Source organism: Photorhabdus sp. CRCIA-P01 (assembly GCF_003545805.1).
GTDB lineage: Bacteria > Pseudomonadota > Gammaproteobacteria > Enterobacterales > Enterobacteriaceae > Photorhabdus > Photorhabdus antumapuensis.
Map to the genome: position 1 here is coordinate 1 of NZ_NMQR01000013.1, position 20899 is coordinate 20899.

General features: G+C 43.0%; 23 protein-coding genes and 2 pseudogenes. 12 read left to right on the forward strand and 13 right to left on the reverse strand.

Annotated features, from left to right (window positions below):
* From D3222_RS09955 to D3222_RS25920, 4 genes and pseudogenes are all read left to right on the forward strand, one after another.
* On the forward strand, positions 1 to 291 hold a 291-nt coding region (locus tag D3222_RS09955), incomplete at its 5' end, for an integrase core domain-containing protein (protein ID WP_157975314.1).
* 27 nt (positions 292 to 318) lie between these two features.
* Complete coding sequence (locus D3222_RS09960; RefSeq protein ID WP_118986017.1) at positions 319 to 1062, forward strand: hypothetical protein; 744 nt, start codon at positions 319 to 321, stop codon at positions 1060 to 1062.
* Positions 1059 to 1289 carry a hypothetical protein gene (locus tag D3222_RS09965; protein ID WP_118986018.1) on the forward strand — a complete coding sequence of 77 codons (231 nt, stop codon included), beginning with the start codon at positions 1059 to 1061 and terminating at the stop codon, positions 1287 to 1289. Before D3222_RS09960 ends, D3222_RS09965 begins: the two co-directional genes overlap by 4 nt.
* A gap of 170 nt (positions 1290 to 1459) precedes the next feature.
* A pseudogene (locus D3222_RS25920) lies at positions 1460 to 1719 on the forward strand (hypothetical protein); the annotation flags it as partial.
* A 63-nt stretch (positions 1720 to 1782) separates the two neighbouring features.
* On the opposite strand, the gene fdoI reads toward D3222_RS25920, so the two are convergent.
* Genes fdoI through fdnG form a run of 3 tightly spaced genes read right to left on the reverse strand, consistent with a single transcriptional unit; the run spans position 1783 to position 6409 of the window.
* A complete protein-coding gene (fdoI, locus tag D3222_RS09975; protein WP_118986019.1) occupies positions 1783 to 2424 on the reverse strand; it encodes a formate dehydrogenase cytochrome b556 subunit in 642 nt (213 codons plus the stop codon).
* Positions 2421 to 3350, reverse strand: a complete 930-nt coding sequence (fdxH, locus tag D3222_RS09980; RefSeq protein WP_118986020.1) for a formate dehydrogenase subunit beta — start codon at positions 3348 to 3350, stop codon at positions 2421 to 2423. The genes fdoI and fdxH overlap by 4 nt, the downstream gene beginning before the upstream one ends.
* An 11-nt stretch (positions 3351 to 3361) precedes the next feature.
* Positions 3362 to 6409 carry a formate dehydrogenase-N subunit alpha gene (gene fdnG, locus D3222_RS09985; protein ID WP_118986021.1) on the reverse strand — a complete coding sequence of 1016 codons (3048 nt, stop codon included), beginning with the start codon at positions 6407 to 6409 and terminating at the stop codon, positions 3362 to 3364.
* Between the two features lie 181 nt (positions 6410 to 6590).
* On the opposite strand from fdnG, the gene fdhD reads away from it, so the two are divergent.
* Positions 6591 to 7421: a formate dehydrogenase accessory sulfurtransferase FdhD gene (gene fdhD / locus D3222_RS09990; protein ID WP_118986022.1), complete on the forward strand. Its 831-nt coding sequence runs from the start codon at positions 6591 to 6593 to the stop codon at positions 7419 to 7421.
* 46 nt (positions 7422 to 7467) lie between these two features.
* Here the strand turns inward: fdhD and D3222_RS09995 are convergent, their stop codons facing one another.
* Positions 7468 to 8235 (reverse strand): transferase, encoded by a 768-nt coding sequence (locus tag D3222_RS09995; protein WP_118986023.1) that lies wholly within the window; start codon positions 8233 to 8235, stop codon positions 7468 to 7470.
* 889 nt (positions 8236 to 9124) lie between these two features.
* Between D3222_RS09995 and D3222_RS10000 the strand changes: the two genes are divergently transcribed.
* Positions 9125 to 10045: a carbohydrate kinase family protein gene (locus D3222_RS10000; RefSeq protein WP_118986024.1), complete on the forward strand. Its 921-nt coding sequence runs from the start codon at positions 9125 to 9127 to the stop codon at positions 10043 to 10045.
* A gap of 47 nt (positions 10046 to 10092) precedes the next feature.
* The gene (locus D3222_RS10005; protein ID WP_118986025.1) at positions 10093 to 11310 is read left to right on the forward strand and encodes an MFS transporter; all 1218 of its coding nucleotides are present in this window, start codon (positions 10093 to 10095) and stop codon (positions 11308 to 11310) included.
* On the opposite strand, the pseudogene D3222_RS26680 reads toward D3222_RS10005, so the two are convergent.
* From D3222_RS26680 to D3222_RS26690, 3 genes and pseudogenes are all read right to left on the reverse strand, one after another.
* Positions 11311 to 11448: pseudogene (locus D3222_RS26680) on the reverse strand (MarR family transcriptional regulator); the annotation flags it as partial.
* A 188-nt stretch (positions 11449 to 11636) separates the two neighbouring features.
* Positions 11637 to 12137 (reverse strand): FtsK/SpoIIIE domain-containing protein, encoded by a 501-nt coding sequence (locus D3222_RS26685; protein WP_339367460.1) that lies wholly within the window; start codon positions 12135 to 12137, stop codon positions 11637 to 11639.
* Positions 12134 to 12652, reverse strand: coding sequence for a DNA translocase FtsK (locus D3222_RS26690; protein ID WP_339367461.1), 519 nt, complete (start codon positions 12650 to 12652; stop codon positions 12134 to 12136). The genes D3222_RS26685 and D3222_RS26690 overlap by 4 nt, the downstream gene beginning before the upstream one ends.
* Positions 12653 to 12965: 313 nt before the next feature.
* On the opposite strand from D3222_RS26690, the gene D3222_RS10015 reads away from it, so the two are divergent.
* Positions 12966 to 13916 carry a hypothetical protein gene (locus D3222_RS10015; protein ID WP_118986026.1) on the forward strand — a complete coding sequence of 317 codons (951 nt, stop codon included), beginning with the start codon at positions 12966 to 12968 and terminating at the stop codon, positions 13914 to 13916.
* A 27-nt stretch (positions 13917 to 13943) separates the two neighbouring features.
* On the opposite strand, the gene D3222_RS10020 is transcribed toward D3222_RS10015, so the two are convergent.
* From D3222_RS10020 to D3222_RS10030, 3 genes are all read right to left on the reverse strand, one after another.
* Positions 13944 to 14135, reverse strand: a complete 192-nt coding sequence (locus D3222_RS10020; RefSeq protein WP_118986027.1) for a hypothetical protein — start codon at positions 14133 to 14135, stop codon at positions 13944 to 13946.
* On the reverse strand, positions 14132 to 14353 hold the full coding sequence (locus D3222_RS10025; protein ID WP_118986028.1) for a type II toxin-antitoxin system Phd/YefM family antitoxin: 222 nt from the start codon (positions 14351 to 14353) through the stop codon (positions 14132 to 14134). Before D3222_RS10025 ends, D3222_RS10020 begins: the two co-directional genes overlap by 4 nt.
* A 308-nt stretch (positions 14354 to 14661) precedes the next feature.
* Positions 14662 to 15525: a YicC/YloC family endoribonuclease gene (locus D3222_RS10030; protein WP_118986029.1), complete on the reverse strand. Its 864-nt coding sequence runs from the start codon at positions 15523 to 15525 to the stop codon at positions 14662 to 14664.
* A 125-nt stretch (positions 15526 to 15650) separates the two neighbouring features.
* On the opposite strand from D3222_RS10030, the gene rph reads away from it, so the two are divergent.
* Both rph and pyrE read left to right on the forward strand, forming a co-directional pair.
* Positions 15651 to 16379: a ribonuclease PH gene (gene rph, locus D3222_RS10035; RefSeq protein WP_118986030.1), complete on the forward strand. Its 729-nt coding sequence runs from the start codon at positions 15651 to 15653 to the stop codon at positions 16377 to 16379.
* 85 nt (positions 16380 to 16464) lie between these two features.
* Positions 16465 to 17106 carry an orotate phosphoribosyltransferase gene (gene pyrE / locus D3222_RS10040; RefSeq protein WP_118986031.1) on the forward strand — a complete coding sequence of 214 codons (642 nt, stop codon included), beginning with the start codon at positions 16465 to 16467 and terminating at the stop codon, positions 17104 to 17106.
* 60 nt (positions 17107 to 17166) lie between these two features.
* On the opposite strand, the gene slmA is transcribed toward pyrE, so the two are convergent.
* The 3 genes from slmA to coaBC all read right to left on the reverse strand — a co-directional run bounded on the left by slmA (position 17167) and on the right by coaBC (position 19532).
* On the reverse strand, positions 17167 to 17766 hold the full coding sequence (slmA, locus tag D3222_RS10045) for a nucleoid occlusion factor SlmA (protein ID WP_112877832.1): 600 nt from the start codon (positions 17764 to 17766) through the stop codon (positions 17167 to 17169).
* Between the two features lie 112 nt (positions 17767 to 17878).
* Positions 17879 to 18337: a dUTP diphosphatase gene (gene dut / locus D3222_RS10050; RefSeq protein WP_118986032.1), complete on the reverse strand. Its 459-nt coding sequence runs from the start codon at positions 18335 to 18337 to the stop codon at positions 17879 to 17881.
* A complete protein-coding gene (gene coaBC, locus D3222_RS10055; RefSeq protein WP_118986033.1) occupies positions 18315 to 19532 on the reverse strand; it encodes a bifunctional phosphopantothenoylcysteine decarboxylase/phosphopantothenate--cysteine ligase CoaBC in 1218 nt (405 codons plus the stop codon). Before coaBC ends, dut begins: the two co-directional genes overlap by 23 nt.
* 195 nt (positions 19533 to 19727) lie before the next feature.
* Between coaBC and radC the strand changes: the two genes are divergently transcribed.
* Positions 19728 to 20420 carry a RadC family protein gene (radC, locus tag D3222_RS10060; RefSeq protein WP_118986034.1) on the forward strand — a complete coding sequence of 231 codons (693 nt, stop codon included), beginning with the start codon at positions 19728 to 19730 and terminating at the stop codon, positions 20418 to 20420.
* A gap of 239 nt (positions 20421 to 20659) precedes the next feature.
* Positions 20660 to 20896: a 50S ribosomal protein L28 gene (gene rpmB, locus D3222_RS10070; protein WP_011148921.1), complete on the forward strand. Its 237-nt coding sequence runs from the start codon at positions 20660 to 20662 to the stop codon at positions 20894 to 20896.
* Positions 20897 to 20899: the final 3 nt, after the last annotated feature.

Sequence of the window (20899 nt, forward strand, 5' to 3'; positions counted from 1 at the left end):
AGCAGTAAAAAGTTTCGCCGCTTACTCTGGCGAAACAAGATTATCCAAAGCATGAGTCGCAGAGGCTGCTGCTATGATAATTCGCCGATGGAACGGGTATTCCGGAGTCTGAAAAGTGAATGGGTTCCCCCAGAAGGCTATCAGGATATGCATGAAGCGATAAGAGATATCACGCAATATCTGGGTGGATATTATAATTACATTCGCCCCCATAGTTTTAATGGAGGCATTTCTCCCGTTGAATACGAGAAGCAATGGGAAAAGGCTAAAATGGTGTCCGGAATTTCTTGACCGCTACAAGATCAGCAACGGAAAGCGTTGGAAACAAGGATCACGAAAGATTATTTGGAAAAACAACAGAAAGATCTCATTAATCTTGCTCAATCATCGGGTTGTGACGACGATTGTAGAAAGCTGGCAGAATATAGTCTCAATCAGCTTACGCCCGTAATTGATAATTACGAGACATGGCAGAAAACCAATAATATTCATCGGGCAGCAATCGCAACGATTACGCTTGCTTTACCCGCGTTAAGCAAGGCAGCAACACCTGTCGTTTCCAATTGGGTTGGAAGTACAACTCTTGCGAATCGGGCGATAGGTGTCGGTACTACAGGCTTAGCCAATCTAGGGATGCAAAGTTATAACATCTACAATAATCCCCAAGAAAGTTTCAGCTATGCCAGTTTCGGGACAGCTTTGGTAACAGGTGGTGCAACGGCTGGGATGGGATATTGGGGCACAGTTACGACTAACACACTGGGAGCAGGCGTTTCTAGCGTAATTGATGGAAATTCACCGTGGTTACCGATGGGAGGTGCGTTTGTGGGATCGTCAGTGGGGTATGGGCTAGCAACAGGAACTACTAACTACCTTGATGGTAAAGTTAACTCTTGGTCAAATGGATTTAAAGAAAGATTTAGTGTGATCAATCCTTATATATCAGCACCGCCATTGGTATCTCCTGTTCCTGGTATTGTTGGTAGTGGAATGGGAGCCATTGGTTCTGAAGCTGCAAATAAAGTAGTCATGGATGAATTAAACTCTAAGGATAAAAAATGAAATTTATGATTTACTTTTTATCTTGGTCTTTAGTTTTGTGCATAGGTGTGTTCACCACAGTCATGGCGGTAAAACTGTTAGTTAAATTTGTTCTTTTTTTTGAAACTGGTGCGTTTTCCATTGGTTACAAAGATATTATTGAAGCATCTGGTATCGGTGTTGTTATGGGGATATTCCTAGGTGCTGTTGTTTGTTTGGTAAATTATCTTCAATATAAAAGGTCTTAGGAAAAACTTGATGTTGTCATAATACTGAAAAAGCTCCCGGACTGAGAACTGGGAGCTTCCTTTTAGCCGTCAGTCCTGTTCAGCGAGCCGGATAATAAACAGCCCGGTGAGTGTCAGCACCGGCGGCTCAGCAGGCGGCATGTTACGTCACTGTCGGCCCGCAACCAAGCGGTTCATTGAACCTCAGCGCCAGCCGCGACAAAATCCACAGCAACTTTGACAGCGTGCAGGAGCAGACTGGCCTGTTTGCCGGCAAAGGAGGCTATCAAGTAAAAGTGGGTGAACATACTCAGCTTGATGGCGCGGTTATCGCCAGTACCGTAGATAAAGACAAAACACCCTCGATACCGGTACTCTCGGTTTTGGCGATATAAAAAACAAAGCGGATTTTAAAACCGAACACCACAGCGTAAGTATCAGCACTGGGGGTTAAAATAGGAAAGTGATAAGCAGGATATGACGATCCTGCTTCGATGATTATATTCGAAACGTATTAACGTTTCTCTTCTTGTTGTTCCTGTTTCATTACTTCACGATACCAACGTGGGTGATGTTTCTTCGCCCAACCACGGGTTACCCAACCTTCAACCATTGCCCGAAGCGATCCTTTCACCCAGAATGCTGCATAAGCGTGAACCATAATTGTCAGGATTAAACCAATAGCTGACATTGAATGGATTAGAAGCGCAATTCGAATTATCGGAATAGAGAAGAGATCAGCAAAATAGGGGCGCCAAATAATAACACCACTGACAGCGAGCAATATCAGGAAAATACTGATAGACCAATAGACCCCTTTCTGACCTAAGTTATACTGACCAATATCACCAGCTTCCTCATTTTTTACAATCTTATGGATATTTTTAAGCCATACAATGTCATCTTTGTCGATAAAGTTATGTTTAAAATATCTGAAAAACATAAAGATAAATAAAGCAAACATCACTGAACCAACAAATGGATGCAAAATCCGTGACAATTGAGGCGTACCGAAGATATTCATCAGCCAGTTAAAAGAGGGGAAAAAGAATCCTAATCCACTAATGGCGGTAAAGAGAAAACAGAGTACCACCGCCCAATGGTTTATTCGCTCAACGGGTGAGTGACGGATAATAATATTTTTCCTGTCTTTCATCGTTGTTCCTCCCTATTGACTGATTTCTGTGAAGATTCCGCATCACGACGCGCATTTTCCTCGTCTTCTTCCGTCACTCGGTTTGGTCCAATTCCCACATAATGAAAGAGGCTGGCAGCGAATGTGGCAGCAAATCCCACCGCGGCCAGGGGTTTCCAGATACCTTTCCAGAAGGTGACGGTCGGGCTGATAGCGGGATTGTCCGGTAAGCCATGATATAGCTGTGGTTTGTTAGCATGGTGTAGCACATACATCACATGAGTACCACCAACACCATCAGGATCGTACAAGCCCGCATGCTCATAACCACGGCCTTTCAACTCACTCACCCGTTCAGCCGCCAAATCTTTCATCGCTTTTTTACTGCCAAAATGGATTGCACCGGTCGGACAGGTTTTCACACAGGCAGGTTCCTGACCGACATTAACGCGGTCAACGCACAGAGTGCACTTATATACCCGGTTATCTTCTTTATTGATCCGTGGCACATTGAACGGACAACCCGCGATACAATAGCCACAGCCGATACAGTGTTCAGACTGGAAATCAACAATCCCATTTGCATACTGGATAATCGCCCCTTCGGCTGGACAAGCTTTCAAGCAACCCGGATCAGCGCAGTGCATACAACCATCTTTACGAATCAGCCATTCCAGTTTGCCGTTCTCTTCAACCTCTGAGAAGCGCATCACGGTCCATGATTTAGCGGTTAAATCCGCTGGGTTATCATAAACACCAACGTTATAACCGATTTCATCACGAATATCATTCCACTCAGAACAGGCCACCTGACAAGCTTTACAACCGATACAGGTTGTTACATCAATCAGCTTCGCAACGCTCTCTTGGTCATCCCGCACCCGTGGTGCAGGAGTAAAAGAATTTGTGGCAGAGCGACGAACAATGTCTTGAGTTTGTAATGACATAATTTTTCCCCTTACACTTTTTCCACATTAACCAGGAACGCTTTGAACTCAGGCGTTTGGGTGTTCGCATCACCAACAAATGGTGTCAATGTATTGGCAATAAAGCCTTTCTTCGCTGCCCCTTCAAAGCCCCAATGAATAGGAATACCGATAGTATCCACTTCACGACCGTGTACATTCAGGGTACGAATACGTTTGGTGACAACCGCTTTCGCTTTGATGTAACCACGATTAGAGCTAACCTTGACGGTATCACCGTGTTTGATGCCTTTCTTTTCCGCCAGTTTTTCACCGATTTCCACAAACTGTTCAGGTTGGATAATCGAGTTCAACAATGCATGTTTTGTCCAATAGTGGAAATGTTCTGTCAAGCGGTAAGTCGTTCCTACATAAGGGAATTTATCTGCTTTACCCATTGCGTCAAAGTCGCTTTTGAACACGCGAGCTGCCGGGTTGGATACCACATTCGGATGCAACGGATTGGTCCCCAATGGTGTTTCAAAAGGTTCATAGTGTTCAGGGAATGGTCCTTCCGCCATCTTATCAATAGCAAACAGACGCGCCATACCTTCCGGTTGCATGATAAATGGACCAACATCCGTTTCCGGCGCCGCCACGCTGTAATCAGCAGTATCGACACCACCCCACTTAATACCATCCCACGTCAGTAACTGACGTTTTGGGTCCCACGGTTTACCCTGGGGATCAGCCGATGCGCGATTGTACAAAATACGACGATTTAACGGCCATGCCCATGCCCAACCTAGCGTATTTCCCAATCCTGACGGATCAGCGTTATCACGACGAGCCATCTGGTTACCTTCTGGTGTCCAACTTCCAGCAAAGATCCAACAGCCACTAGCGGTAGTACCATCATCACGTAGCTGCGCAAAAGAGGTTAATTGCTGACCTTGTTTCACTATGACGTTGCCATCAGCATCAATCAGATCAACCAGTGCTCGGCCATTACTCTCTTGAGCCACCTCTTCCGATGTAGGGCTATCCGGGTTGAAGTAATCCCAGGTCATGTTCAGCACCTGCTCTGGTAAAGCTCCCCCTTCTGCACGGTACATATCCCGCAGACGTTTGAAGATACCAGAGAGGATCTCACCATCACCGATAGCTTCTCCCGGCGCATCAGCCCCTTTCCAGTGCCATTGTAACCAGCGACCAGAGTTAACAATTGAACCGTTTTCCTCGGCAAAACAGCAACACGGCAGGCGGAAAACTTCTGTCTGAATTTTGGATGAATCGACTTCGTTAAATTCACCGTGGTTCTGCCAAAAAGTTGAAGTTTCAGTATTAAGCGGGTCGATAGTGATCAGGAATTTCAGTTTCGACAGTGCACCAACGACTTTGTTTTTATTCGGAAAAGAAGCTACTGGGTTAAAGCCTTGGCAAATATAGCCATTTACTTCACCTTTCGACATCATGTCAAAAAATTGTAGAACATCATAACCTTTGTCCCATTTCGGCAGCCAGTCAAAACCCCAGTCGTTATCTTTATGGGCGTTATCACCGTAGAAACTCTTCATCAGACTGATAAAGAATTTTGGGTAGTTACCCCAATAGTTAACTTGACCCGGCAGCATGGGTTTTGGCGTATTTGCCTGGAGGTAAGTTTGCAAATCCGCCTGTTTCTCTGAGGGGAGTGTCAGATATCCCGGCAAACTTTGCGACAACAACCCCAAATCAGTCAATCCCTGAATATTCGAGTGACCCCGCAATGCATTAATACCGCCACCCGCCATCCCCATATTGCCCAACAGTAGCTGGATTATTGCCATGGTTCGGATGTTTTGTGCACCAACTGAGTGTTGAGTCCAACCCAGTGCGTATAGGAAAGAAGCGGTTTTATCCTTAACACAAGTTTCTGCAATATATTCACAGACTTTCAGGAAATCCTCTTTTGGCGTACCGCAAATATTACTGACGACATCGGGCGTGTAACGACTAACGTGCTCTTTTAACAGGTTCCATACACAACGTGGGTGCTTAAGCGTGATATCACGTTGAGCAAAGCCATTTTCATCCAGTGCATAGTTCCAACTGGTTTTGTCGTATTGACGTTTTTCTGCATCGTAACCACTGAACAGACCATCATCGAACGAGTAATCTTCACGCACGATCAGACTGGCGTTAGTGTACGCCTCGACATATTCATGATTAATCTTATTGTTGGTCAGCAGGTATAAAATCACACCTGACAAGAAAGCAATATCAGTACCAGAACGAATTGGGGTATAGAAATCCGCCACGGATGCTGTACGGGTAAAACGCGGATCAATCACGATTAACTTAGCGTTATTATGGATTTTGGCTTCTATTGCCCAGCGAAATCCTACAGGATGCGCTTCGGCGGCATTACCACCCATAACGACGATCAGATTCGCGTTCTTGATATCAACCCAGTGGTTGGTCATCGCACCGCGACCAAATGTTGGAGCAAGACTTGCTACCGTTGGTCCGTGTCAGACACGTGCTTGGTTGTCTACGGCGAGCATGCCGAGAGCGCGACTAAATTTTTGCGATAGATAACCTGTTTCGTTACTGGCAGCAGATGCACACAGCATACCGGTTGTCAGCCAACGATTGACTGTCACGCCTTCTTGATTGGTTTTAATGAAATTGGCATCACGGTCTACTTTCATTAGGTTAGCAATGCGATCAAATGCCTCATGCCAAGTAATACGTTGCCATTTGTCAGAACCCGCAGCACGATATTCCGGGTATTTCAGGCGGCTTTCACTATGAATAAAATCAACCAAGCCAGCCCCTTTAGGACAAAGTGCGCCGCGGTTTACCGGGTGATCAGGATCACCTTCAATATGGAAAATAGTTGCTTTCGCATTTTTTGCGCCATCGCCAAGGCTGTACATCAACAGCCCACAGCCGACAGAACAGTATGTGCAGGTATTTCGGGTTTCACGTGCTCGCAACAATTTATAGTTACGCGTTTGTGCAAGGGCTGCGGTTGGTGCAAAGCCCAACGCTGCTACCGTCGTACCTGCCATACCGCCAGCGCAGATTTTAAAGAACTGCCTTCTGCTGACTTGCATGGGAATCTCCTCACTCACATTGTTTTAAACAATACCCATTCCATCATGGGAAAAATTTCGAATGTGTTCTTTCTTATTAAAACTACTTTCCGTAGCGGGATCAGATTTATTGCCTGACAAATAGTATAGACTCTTTTTTCCGTATAATTATTGTGTCGTAACACTATTAGGAACTCATCTAATGTATAACGTTAAATCAGGGAAGTTGTTACCATTTGGTGTGATTGAGGGTGCAAAAAGAACGAATGTGCAACAAAAACACGATCCCGACATATTAAAAGCTGATTGGATCGCAGAAGAAGTTCCTGTTGCTTTAATTTATAACGGTATTTCGCATGTCGTAATGATGGCAAGTCCCAAAGATCTCGAATATTTCGCTATTGGGTTTTCGCTTTCCGAAGGCATCATTGAATTTCAGCACGAGATTCGTGGCATTGATATTATCCCTAATTGTAACGGCGGCATTGAGTTGCAAATAGAACTTTCTAGCCGTCGTTTTGCTGGTTTAAAAGAGCGCAGACGTCATCTGGCGGGACGAACGGGTTGTGGCATCTGCGGTACAGAACAACTTTCTGATATTTTTCGCCCGCTCACCCCGTTGCCTTTCACTCAAACCTTTTCATTAAGCCATCTTGACCATGCTCTCTCTCAACTGACTGACGTCCAAGATATTGGCGCATTGACAGGTTGCACTCATGCCGCAAGTTGGATCAATCCAGAAGGTAAATTATTGGGAGGATGTGAGGATGTAGGTCGTCATGTTGCACTGGACAAAATGCTAGGCATGAAGGCAAAAACAGGCTGGCAGCAAGGCGCTGTTCTGATATCCAGCCGTGCTAGTTATGAGATGGTACAAAAATCAGCCATCTGTGGTGTTGAAATTTTATTTGCGGTTTCAGCAGCAACTTCATTGGCTGTAGAAATTGCTGATCGATATCATTTAACCTTGGTTGGTTTTTGTAAACCCGGTAAAGCGACTATTTATACCCATGCTGAGAGATTAGTAAGTTAAATGAGCCAAAAATATGCAATATGAAAGTTATCGCAATAATGCTAAATCAAACATGCAAGTTGTGAAACATCCATAAGTTGGGCTCAATGTAATAACCCATTTGTTGTTGTATATCCACCTCTAGCGATACTAAACCTCCAGGAATAATATACTGCCCACTTTGCGGAAATTTCATTCCTGTCCATTCCTGCCATTGATCAAGCGTGGCATTTATATACATTGAGTGCATGGCCGGTTGAATAATCTTTGCTCCCAGGCGCCAATGTGTCCGAATCCAAGGATCGAAAGGTTCATTGTTGTCATTTTTCCATCCACAGTATTGTACAAAATCCTGCAATGGGTAATTTTGTTTCAACGTCGGCCTGACAGGAACAACTAACCCTTCCAGCCCCGCATCAATAGCCGCCTGTTTTAAGCTACCAATAAGTAATGTTGGCAAATTCTTGCCGCGAAATTCAGGAGATATCGTTACCGACAGTGCCGACAACATTTTTGTTGCTTTTTTTCCACGGGCAATCATACCCCTGTGAAAAACTTCATCCCAGCCATTATCCGGCAGTTGCTCTAATGAATCTCCCTCCCAAGGGAAAGGCACCGAATTAGCAGTACCAATTAATTTCTGCTCTTTCCCTTGTTGCAAAATAGCAAATTGTTGGAATTGGCTGAAATCTGGCTCGAATAATTCATCCCAGCCTTCATCATCCGCTGAAGTATTCAGCATAAATAAAGGCCAGTTATTGTAAAGAAGTTCATCCGCGGCACCTTTTAAATCAGGTCGTTGTTTTGCGGATTGAATAATAATGTGTGTTTTCAAGGTGTGATTTCCTGTAAAGGTAATTTGTAGGGTTGATAAATAATGCATTAGTTAATAATTACAATTATATAGAGCAGCAATAATATTGATGGATGTAAATAAATAATATGCTTTAAGTAATCGTTACTAAGAACCAAGTAAATAAATTTTATACCCTTCATCTTTCAAGCTGCTGCTTTGTTGGCTGCTTTCACTCACCCCAGTCACATCGTTATCTATGCTCCTGGGGATTCATTCACTTGCCGCCTCGCTGCAACTCGAAATCTATTAGGTATATATTTATAATATATTGTTTAAATTTTTATTTATCATGATACGCTTGATTGACGTATCAAGGATATAAAATTATAAAAATTTATTTTACACTGAAAATACAATGAAATCGACTCACTGTTTATCCCAATAGGGCTATTTTATTTGTCATGAAAGTGTATTTGGGTAGTAATCAGATAAAAATGTTAGCTTTTGAACACATTTCGCATTTAAATACGGCCGGACGGAAACGTGCTAATACTTTTATCGATTAAATAACTTTTTATAATATTGTGACATTTGGCTTTTTCGTTCATTTTGGCTCTCCTCATGAGGCTAATTTCATGAATTCATCAACTTTTTCCATGAGTTTTCATATATCTTGACGACAATGGTTACGCGTCACTATTCCACACCGGGATTGTCATCGCTCTATGACCGATAAGTCACATTGGTATCACATAATTGATATAGGCTGACTTTTATTGAACTTGATTAATGTTAAAGTATAAATATTTCTTATGTGTATAAATTCAGCAATAATTGCTGCAAGCTCTCTTTCCTGAGCAATTTATCTGTTTCTTTTTCAATTTGATGGGGCTATGGCTGATATTTGGGCCGGTAAGAGGAGAGCCTGATGACGGGTTTACTACCGATTACTGTAATTGGTGCGGCGGCGGGAGATATTGTTCTTAGCTTACCGAGGCTTCCTCGTAGCGGAGCAGATCAGGAAGCTAAAGAAATTGATCGGCAGATTGGTGGTTCTGGTTTTAATGTTGCTCGGGCTTTGGTCCGCCTGCAAATCCCTGTGATTAATGGTATACCGGTTGGTAACGGATGCTGGGGTGAGCAGATAACTAAAGAGATGCGGGTCCTTGGGCTTGAGGTCACATTGGCCAATTCATCTCTTGATAATGGTTGGTGTTTGGCAATGGTTGAACCAGACGGTGAAAGAAGTTTTGTCTCCGTGAGTGGTTGTGAAGTTGACTGGAGTAAGGCAATGCTCTCTTCTATTGCTTTGCCGGAAAGGGGGTATATCTACTCCAGTGGTTATGTCATGGCGAGTAAATCAACGGCGATTTTATGTGACTGGTTACTGGCGTCACCATCCGGGCAGGCGTTATTGCTGGATTTTGGCCCACGTTTACCAGAGATAGCTCCCGCTTTCCTTGATGCATTACCTGCTGACCGGACCATTCTGACACTGAACCGTGATGAAGTTGCTATATTGTGCGGAGAAGGTGATCCTGTCGTCCAAGCTAGCCGTTATTCCAGCGAAAGAAAAATCACTATTATCTGCCGGTTAGGTTCACAGGGTACATGGATATGCCTGTCTGATCGTGATCCAGAATATGTTGCTGCTTATAAAGTGAAAGTGGTGGATACCATCGGCGCTGGTGATGCTCATAGTGGCGGCATGCTTGCGGGATTATCGCAGGGAATGTCGCTAAGAGATGCTGTTGAACTTGGCAATCGTGTTGCTGCTATTGTCGTCAACCGTTCTGGTGCTGCTGGTGCACCAACAATAAAAGAACTAGAGGAGTTTGTGTTTGAATAATTATTTTCAGGCACTACGCCTCTTGGATTTTAAGGGGCGTAGTTAAAATGAGTGCATTACTTCCGGGTTGGAAACGCAAAACGGCTTTATTTTTATCAGCTCAAACAATTTCTTTGCTAGGTTCTTCCATTGTCCAGTTCTCTATTGTCTGGTATATCACCCTAAGTACTTCATCGGGAGAAATGCTGGCTATTTCGGTACTCTGTGCATTTCTTCCTCAGGTATTGATCTCTTTATTTGCCGGTGTTTGGGCGGATACTTATAACCGTAAGTGGCTCAGTATTGCCTCTGATGCGTTAATTGCATTAGTAACGCTTGGCTTGGCTATCTCTTTTATGCTCGGATTTAAGAGTCTTGAGCTGTTATTTGTCGCACTGATTGTCCGTTCATTGGGAACGGGCATCCAGATGCCGGCAGTTAATGCTATTATTCCGCAACTCGTTCCGAAAGAGAAATTACTACGGGTTAATGGTATTAATGCTTCTTTGACTTCACTGATGATGCTGGCATCTCCAGCTATCAGTGGCTTTTTGTACTCTCAGACTTCGATGGAAAATATTTTTTTAGTAGACGTAACGACTGCCATTATCGGCATTAGTATTGTTGCGTTTATTCCTATTCCCAAAGTTGTTTCTGGTTCCATGCCGGATAATAAATTTCAGGCAATCTTAGCGGGTTTCCGTTATCTGCAAGAGAATAAATTAATCAGAAATCTTTTGATTTTTTTGATTTGTGTCTGCTTTTTGATTAGTCCGGCTGCATTTTTGACACCTTTATTAGTTAATAGGACATTTGGGGAAGAGCCGTGGCGTTTAGCCATTAATGAAATGACATTTAGTGCCGGCGCGGTTTTAGGAGGATTGCTGATTTCTTTCTGGAGTGAATATAAAAATAAAATGCGTATAACAGCGGTAGCTTGCGCGTTGTTTGGCATATTTATGATCGCTCTTGGTAATGCCTATTGGTTCCCACTTTATCTAGTATTCAATGTTTTTTTAGGCATGGTAACACCTTGTTTTAACGCACCGATAACAGCAGTTTTTCAGGAAAGAGTCGAACCTGAGATGATGGGCAGGGTATTCAGTTTAGTTCAGATCGCTTTGTCCTGTTCTTTGCCATTAGGTATGGTGTTGTTTGGCCCAATTGCTGACTATATTAATATTCAAACTCTTTTGATGATATCTGGTGGATTGATATTACTGACTGGCGGGCTATTTTTTATCTTTAACGGAGAAGGTAGCCGAGAAAGTAGCAGAGCGGTTTAAAATGGGGCAATGGTTTTCTACCAACAAAATAGCGCCATCTTCGGTAGATGACCATTGCGCCATGTAACCTTCACGGTATCTTATAGCAACCAGCCGTTCGACTCGCTCTTGTAGACGGGTTGCTCCATTCATGAGTTGGACATTCGCAAGTGATGATACCCATCGTGATTGCACTGACTTTGGTGGGATTTGGTTTTGGCTGGCCGCATTTGCTCACTTGCATATTATAGGTTTCATCAGATGGGGATAAAGATATTGCTGGTGCTGTTTACGGCGTGGAGAGCAGCTAAGATTAGGTTGGTGGCTGAGTAGTTCTATTTTATGGCTCATGATGTCGACGTTTGTTGATGACACGTCGATGTTTTCTTGATTTTTCGACTTATGATTTCCGTATGTCGATTCCATCGACATATTGCTAGTACATGTCGAAAAAAATAGGAAATATAAACATGACATGGCAGCCCGATGCGCCTTTTAATGCTATTACTGACATACAACGATAAAAAGCTAAAAGTAATTTGCAGAAGTAACCCATCAGAGGGGATCCAGAAAGGATTAGGGATAGGATGTCCCAGATCTATTGCTTGTTGTACACGCTGGTTATACTCAATTAGGCTATGTACTCCAAGCGCTGATATCAGTTTACAACGCCGCTTCATCTCATTGAGGAACCAGTGTAACGCGTGAACAGCCTCTTCCGTATTGTTAATGACTCTTGTTAGTGAATGGGGTAGTTTTTCGTAAACTGAAAGTTCCAACATGTTCGTATCAATCATGATAAAGCGAACGTCTATAGGAGTGGCTTTGTACAGTAAGCTAAGAATCATGGCATGAATAAACGTAGACTTACCCGATCCTGTAGCTCCCCGATTAACAAGTGTTGCATATCAGTCAGAGTTGTAATGACGGGGTTTCCAGAAATATCTTTGCCCAAAGCGATTGCCAGATGAGAATCGATTTCTTTAAATTGAGCGTAATCTAACACAGTACGCAGATAGACAGTATCACGACAATTTCTAAGCACATTTAAGCCAATATAGGGTGTCCCCGGTATGACTGGCACAATCTGTATAGCAGATGCAGAAAGTGAGCGTGTTATATCGTGAGATAAATTAATAATCTGGGAAACTTTAACGCCGGATGCTAGAAGTAAATCAAAATGAATATACGTTGGTCCTGGAGATATATTTTCTACATTGACCATGATGTCATAAGCAGCCAGGCATGACTCTATTGCTTCAGCCATTTTAGCTAGTTCTAAACCGGCTACCTGAGGTACACTTATAGGCGGAGAGAGTAATAAATCAAATGTTGGAAATTTATTTATCATAGTGTTAGGCATAAATTCCTCTGCTCTGGCATGCAGGAAACTCTACTATAATCTAGAGAGCATTCAAGATATTGTGTCGCTTAAAAATTTCTTACAATAAGTATAGTCACTTCGTCGGTATGACCTTAAAAATAAGTAGCTACTGAGACAATGGTAAATTTTAACAGCATAACTAATTGATATTTGTTAATTATGCTAATTATTCATGATTTTTGTACTTAGGGAAGTGAGGGTTGTAGCTTTTTCAAATAAGAGCAACACTATAGATCTTTTAACTGATTGGGGGTAACTTATCAGGATGATTATAGTGCGATGGTGATGAAATATGTCTTTGGATGTGGCTTATAGCATTGAATTAGATGAGTATGTCGACCCTGATCGAGCTTATGATTTGTATTGGTCTGGATTAATTACTAATAAAAAATTATTTATGTGTCCTGGCGAAAATTGTTTTGCACAGGTTACTTGTGCAAATCTTGATGAAGATATGCAGAACATGCGTGTAGTTCCTCATTATCGCATTTATGGTAAACATCATCCTAATTGTGAAATAGAGAGAAAAGTTCCGCTTAAGATATTAAGTGTCATTGAAAATGCTAAGCAAGGGGAGAAAAAGACACTTGATAAGTCGATAGTTGATTCTTTTATACTCCATCGTCCGGATAGTTATTATGAATCTAAGAAAAAGGATGATAATAAAAATCATGGAAATGAGCAGAATAAATATCTATCAAAGTCATATGCTCTTAATCTGAAGGAAATCGGCAATATAGGGAAAGTCTATTCAGTTAGAACTATCGTAAGCCGTTATATAAGGTATATTAAGGATGATACGTTAATGAATAGGAAGTTGAATATATCTGGAATGGATATACCATATTCTGGGGTATTTAAATGTATTTGGGAGCAGAAAATAGATTTGTTGCCAGAGTATGGAATTATATATTATGGTTGGGCTTATATTGATAAATATGAAGGTAGAGGATATCGTATTAAATTTAAAAAAAGGATAAAAAACTCACATGGTGAATTACTACAAACAACTTGTTTTATATCCCAAAAGCTAATAGATAAATATCATGTAAAAAAACTTGTCATCAAGAGGTTGTCAAAAATAATACAGATACAAAAATCCACAGCATTTGTTTTTATTTATGGACGGCCTAAAATAGTTAGATCTAAAACCAATAACAAAGAGCATGTTAATTTCTATGTTGATAATTTAGACTATATTGATATTAATGTGGACACTCCTCTTCCTAAAAGGAAAGTTTAAATTTAAGTACGGGAAAAACAGGGTTACTTAGCTAAGTGAGTCAATATTTTCTACCAGCTCCCGTAAATACTGCGCTAACTGGCTAACGTTTTTCTCACCAGTAGCGGCATCTACAATCAGATTTTCTAGTGTATTGTCGTTATTAAAGATATGTATGCCATTACGATGAAGTATATGATCGTGGAATGCGATAATTTCCTGCGCATTTACCCAAATCATCGGTCAGTCAACGCCTCTACAGTATGTCCGTGGCACTGTATAATGTGATCAAACTCGGCATCCAGTTTAGCATTTCGATAAGCCTCATATTCAGCTTTGCTGATTACCGCAGCAGCGCTGCCGTTCCTACGGGTGATTTCAACCGACTCACCGTTGACGGCTGTGTCCAACACAGCTGAAATATTCTCTCTGGCTTGGGTTGATATATATGTGCGTATGTTGTTTCTCCTAAAATGTACATGTTAAACGTACACTTAAATTGCATATTATTCAATCAGCCAAAAGGATGAAGCATCAATAATGGAACTGCTATAGCTGTACAAATTTTACAATTAGCACAGGTATAGTTTGTTCTGTCCGGGTTCTTAGCAAAGATTCTTCATTCCTTTATCCATGTTCGAATTGGTGTGTCTGTGAGTTTTCCGCTATATCCACTGGCGTTTCAAGAGGTGTACTTAAAACCTGATAAGTGCTCTTTTAAGTACACTAGAAACATGCGTTGGATTTTATGAGTCAGTATGAAAACTTACTCAATATTCTGAATCTGCTCTCTCATCTGCTCGATTAGCACCTTCAATTCAATAGCTGAATTAGTGATATCGGCGTTGATAGATTTGGAGGCAAGCGTATTAGATTCGCGGTTGAATTCCTGCATCATAAAATCTAGGCGGCGGCCGACGGCTTCTTTTTTCTTTAGAATATTGCGGGTTTCTTTGACGTGGGCATCAAGGCGCTCTAACTCTTCTGCCACATCAAGACGTTGAGCCAGTAAAACTAACTCTTGCTCAAGACGGTTATTTTCAAGCTGTACCTGTGCTTCTTCTAGTTTGGTTTGCAGGCGTTCCCGTTGCCATTGCATGATTTCAGGCATCTGTTGGCGAACTTTACTGACTTCTTCGGTCACCGCGTCCAAACGTTGTTCAATCATAATTTTGAGTGCATTGCCTTCGGCTTCACGGCTTTGAATAAAGGCATCCAGTGTTGTATCCAGCTCTTTCAATAATTGAGTGCTGATAGCATCTAAGTCTTGCTCTTCTGCTGCCATAACGCCAGGCCAACGCAGAATATCAACCGGATTGATTTCACCTTCGTTGCTCTGCTGCTTGACCCAGCTCGCCGCATTGACTAGCTGTTTTGCTAAAGTTTCATTCAGGATAAGTTCGCCTTGAGTGCATGAGTCCAGGTCAAAACGTAGGTTGCACTCAACTTTTCCGCGAGTCAGACGGGAACGAATCCGTTCACGAATCACCGGTTCCAAGCTTCTGAATTGTTCTGGTAGGCGGATATAAGTCTCTAAATAACGCTGATTAACCGAGCGCAGTTCCCAAGCTGCATTTCCCCATTTGCTTTTGATATCTCGCCGTGCAAAAGCAGTCATACTACGGATCATGATTCGTTCCCATTTAAACAAAAGATTAAGAGATTATAACGCTCGTTGTAGATGCAGGATAGGAATTAGCCCTGTTAGGCCGTATAATGCGCCCCCAATAATGATTTAACAACGGAGATAACACTATGCGCCCAACAGGAAGAGCGGCAGAACAAGTGCGTCCTATCACTATAACCCGTCATTATACTAAGCACGCGGAAGGTTCGGTTCTAGTAGAGTTTGGGGACACCAAAGTGTTATGTAATGCCTCCGTTGAAGAAGGCGTTCCTCGTTTCTTGAAAGGTCAGGGGCAGGGTTGGGTGACGGCGGAATATGGCATGTTACCGCGCTCTACTCATACCCGAAATGCTCGTGAAGCCGCCAAAGGCAAACAAGGCGGGCGCACGATGGAAATCCAACGTTTAATCGCTCGTTCGCTACGCGCTGCTGTTGATCTGAAAAAACTGGGTGAATACACCATTACACTGGATTGTGATGTTATTCAGGCTGATGGCGGTACCCGTACAGCTTCTATTACTGGTGCTTGTGTCGCGCTAGTTGATGCATTAAATAAAATGGTTGAAGCAGGTAAGCTGAAAGAGAGTCCTCTGAAATCAATGGTTGCTGCGGTCTCTGTTGGCATTGTGGATGGTGAAGGTCGTTGTGATCTGGAATATGTGGAAGATTCCGCCGCTGAAACTGATATGAACGTCGTGATGATGGAAGATGGCCGGATGATTGAAGTGCAAGGCACTGCGGAAGGCGAGCCATTTAGTCATGATGAGTTGTTATCCTTATTGGCCCTTGCCAAGGGAGGATTAGAGGATATTTTTGACGCGCAGAGAAATGCGTTAAAACAAAATGCATTAAAATAATAAGTTGATCAGGCGACGTGATAGTCGCCTTTTTTATGCCTGTTGTATGGCGGATAACCATGACCAAGAGAGAGGAGAGGCACCAATGAAAGCCTATCAGCGCGAATTTATCGAGCTTGCGCTAAAAAAACAGGTACTGAAATTTGGGGAATTCACCCTGAAATCAGGACGTAAAAGCCCGTATTTTTTTAATGCCGGGCTGTTTAATACTGGGCGTGATTTGGCGTTAATCGGGCGTTTTTATGCAGCAGCATTGTTGGATAGCGGTATTCAGTGCGATTTGTTATTCGGGCCTGCTTACAAGGGGATTCCAATTGCAACGACAACGGCGGTGGCATTGGCAGAGCATCATGATATTGATATGCCATATTGTTTTAACCGTAAGGAAGCTAAAGATCATGGTGAAGGTGGTACTTTGGTTGGTAGCCCACTTAAAGGCAATGTTGTTCTGGTTGATGATGTTATTACCGCAGGTACAGCTATCCGTGAATCGATGGAGATTATCAAGCAGCATAATGCGACGCTTGCCGGCGTGATGATTTGTCTTGATCGTCAGGAACGTGGGAACGGTGAAATCTCGGCAATTCAGGAAGTTGAAAGGGATTATGGTTGCAAAGTGTCTTCTATTATTACCTTGAATGATTTGATTAATTATTTGGGGGAGCAGCCAGAGATGAAAGATCATCTGGGTGCAGTAAAAGCCTATCGTGCACAGTACGGTATCTGATAGATAAGCTTCAAAAAAAAGCCCTCGCCCAATAACGGGCGGGGTGAGTAGTAGAATAACTTATTGTAACTGAGCCAGTAATAATGGCCAGCGTGCTTCAAATTCCTGTGTTGGACGATAGTGGAACTCAGAGCGTACAAAACGTGATAGCATCCCTTCACAAAATGCGAGTAACTGAGAAGCTAACAACGACTCATCATAACTGAAACCTTGCCCATCACGTAATTTTTTCTCTTTTAAAACCTGACGGATCTGTACTTCAATTCGTTCAAATAATTGATTTATTCGCCCTTGCAGTCGGTTTTGTTCAAACATCAGGGCATGACCTGTCATGATGCGGGTCAGACCCGGGTTTTTTTCTGAAAAACCCAAAATCAGGATCAATATCAGGCGAATACGAGTTATGGTATCTTTTTCATCTTGCAGAATCAGGTTAATCCGTGAAATTAATGAGTCTTCAATAAACTCGATCAAGCTGTCAAACATCCGGGTTTTACTAGGAAAATGCCGGTATAGGGCAGCTTCAGAAACGCCTACGTTGGCGGCTAGTTTGGCGGTAGTGATTCGATGGCTACCGTCACTGGATTGCAACATATGCGCCAGCGCTTGCAAGATCTCCTCGCGTCTGTTTCTTTTCTTCGTATTTTCGTTTTCTGCCATGTCTGACAAGACCTTTGTTAAGAACAGCAAAACAAACAAATCAGTAATTCTTTGCTCAATGGTATTTTGAGCAAAGAATATGATATTAAATGGTATTAGGTTTTACAGAGATTTATTGGCGACCGGAATGACCAAAACCGCCGCTGCCTCTTTTGCTGGCTTCAAAATCTTCCACCAGATTGAATTCAGCCTGGACGACGGGTACAAAAACCATCTGAGCGATACGTTCGCCGGGTTGGATAATGAAGGCTTTATCACCACGATTCCAGACGGAAACCATTAGCTGACCTTGGTAATCAGAATCGATCAAACCCACCAAATTACCCAGAACGACGCCATGTTTATGTCCAAGACCTGAACGAGGCAGAATAACGGCCGCCAGTTGTTCATCGCCAATATGAATAGCAAGCCCGGTTGGAAGAAGCTCAGTTTGTCCTGGAACCAATTCTATCGCCTTGTCAAGGCAAGCCCGCAAATCTAAACCTGCGGAGCCAGGCGTGGCGTAAGTTGGTAAAGGAAATTCCTTCCCGATACGTGGGTCAAGAATTTTAACATCGATTTTTTTCATCATAGCGTCTGACTATCTCGTCTAATAAATGGTGGCTGAGTAATAACTTATTACTATGAGGTAAGCGGATTTCTCCCTCATGCCAGAACAAATGTAATGCATTAGTATCGCTGTTAAAGCCGTGGCTAGTAAGGGATACATTATTTGCACAAATCAGATCCAAATGTTTTTGGTTCAGTTTTTTTCGTGCGTATTCTTCCACATTCTGGGTTTCGGCCGCAAATCCAACCACAAAAGGGCGGTTTTCTTGCATTGCTGCTACATTGGCAACAATGTCCGGGTTTTTGATCAAGGTAAAAGTAATCTCGTCACCCTGTTTTTTAATTTTTTCTGTGGCAACCTGTTTAGCGCGATAATCTGCAACCGCAGCACACCCAATGAAGATATTCTGTGAACCCGCTACTGCCTGTACTTGTTCGTTCATTTCCAGAGCGCTGGTGACGTCGATTCGTTTGACTCCCGGTGGTGTCGGTAAATTAACGGGGCCAGTGATCAGGGTGACTTCTGCACCACGTGTTGCCGCAGCCTGGGCGATAGCAAACCCCATTTTGCCGGAGCTGTGATTGCTGATAAAGCGGACAGGGTCCAATGCTTCACGGGTTGGTCCGGCGGTAATAGCAAGTTTTAGGTGAGCTAAGTCCTGGCTTGCTTGAAAATGTTGTTCAGCGAGTTCGACAATCGCCATTGGATTTAGCATCCTGCCGGGACCAACGTCACCACAAGCTTGGCTGCCGTTGTCCGGTCCCCACAGGAGAACGCCTCGTTCTTCAAGGCGCTTGAGATTATGTTGTGTTGCTTGAGCTCGAAACATTTGTTGATTCATTGCGGGTACTGCGGCAATTGGGGCTGGGGAGGCCAAACAGACAGTTGTGACGAGATCATTTGCCATACCGACTACCAGGCGTGCCAGTAAATCAGCGGTAGCCGGGGCGAGAATAATCAGATCAGCCCATTTACCGAGTTCAATATGCCCCATAGCCGCTTCTGCCGCCGGATCTAACAAGTCATCGGAAACGGGATAACCAGAAACCGCTTGCAACGTCATGGGTGTAATAAACGCTTCTGCTGCTGGTGTCATCACTACACGTACTTGTGCGCCGCGATCACGCAGGCGACGTACTAGCTCGGGAGTTTTGTAAGCGGCTATTCCTCCGCTGATACCGAGCACAATCTGTTTGCCGGAAAGTCCTGCCATCATGATTGTCCGAATATTAAGTTGCAAGAGGCCAAGATTTTATCACAAGAGATTACAGAGTTGAGCAGAGTCTGAGCTTTGATTGTAAAAAAGGATAAGTTTGCGAGCGGCTACGCAGCTCTTGAATATGATATTCGCCCTTATATTTAAGGCATGGAATACTGTTTGCATCAGGTGAAACAGAGCAGGGAGATGAATATGGGAGTTGATATCGCTGAAAATACAGGAGAAATATATTCAAATTTAGCTCCCAGAGAAAAATTGTTGGCTTATGGCTCGGTTTCTCTGACAGATGCTGAGTTACTGGCTATTTTTCTGCGTACCGGGACCAGAGGACTGCCTGTTTTACGAATGGCTGAATTTCTATTGAAAGAATTTGGGTCTTTGTACCATTTACTCTCTGCTGATTATGACACTTTTTGTTCTCATAAAGGGATGGGATTGGCTAAGTATGCACAATTACAGGCTATTGCAGAACTGGCAAAGCGTTTTTTTTCCAGCCAATTCATGCATGAGGATATTATGAGTAGTCCAAGTGTGACTCAAGAGTATTTGCAAAACCTATTATCAGGGCGCGATAGGGAAATATTTGTTGTGTTGTTTCTCAATAATCAAAATCGAGTCATTTGTCATGAGGAGATGTTTAAAGGCACCATTAATAGAGTTGAAGTCCATCCTCGTGAAATTGTCCGATCGGCGATAAAGGTGAATGCTTCATCCGTTATTTTGGCCCATAATCATCCATCAGGTCATGCAGAACCAAGTTTGGCAGATAAGATTGTTACAGATAAAGTGATTGATGCCTGTAATTTGGTTGGTGTAAAAGTGCTGGATCATCTGGTTATTGGTCGGCAATGTTGTGTTTCATTTGCTGAGAGAGGATGGATTTAGCTAACTTTTTCAAGATCCTTATGGATCTTTGGTTGTGCGGGACTTGAGCGTCAGCGATTGAGGGCGTATACTACGCCACCTTTGAGGATCTTTGGTTTGGCGAGAAGAGCCTATCTCAGCACATTTTCTGAGTAAATGTGAGTCTTTTCAGTGGAATTTGCTGAGATGGGCTCCTAAGCCTGACGAGGCGGCCATACCCAATACAAAGCTCGAGCTGATTTGATTTTTGGAGAATAGACATGTCCCGAGTCTGCCAAGTTACTGGCAAACGCCCGATGAGTGGTAATAACCGCTCTCATGCATTGAATGCGACTAAGCGTCGTTTTCTGCCTAACCTGCATTCCCACCGTTTCTGGGTTGAGTCCGAGAAGCGCTTTGTAACTCTGCGTGTATCTGTTAAAGGTATGCGTGTGATTGATAAGAAGGGTATCGATGCAGTTTTGGCTGAGCTTCGTACCCGCGGTGAGAAGTACTAAGGA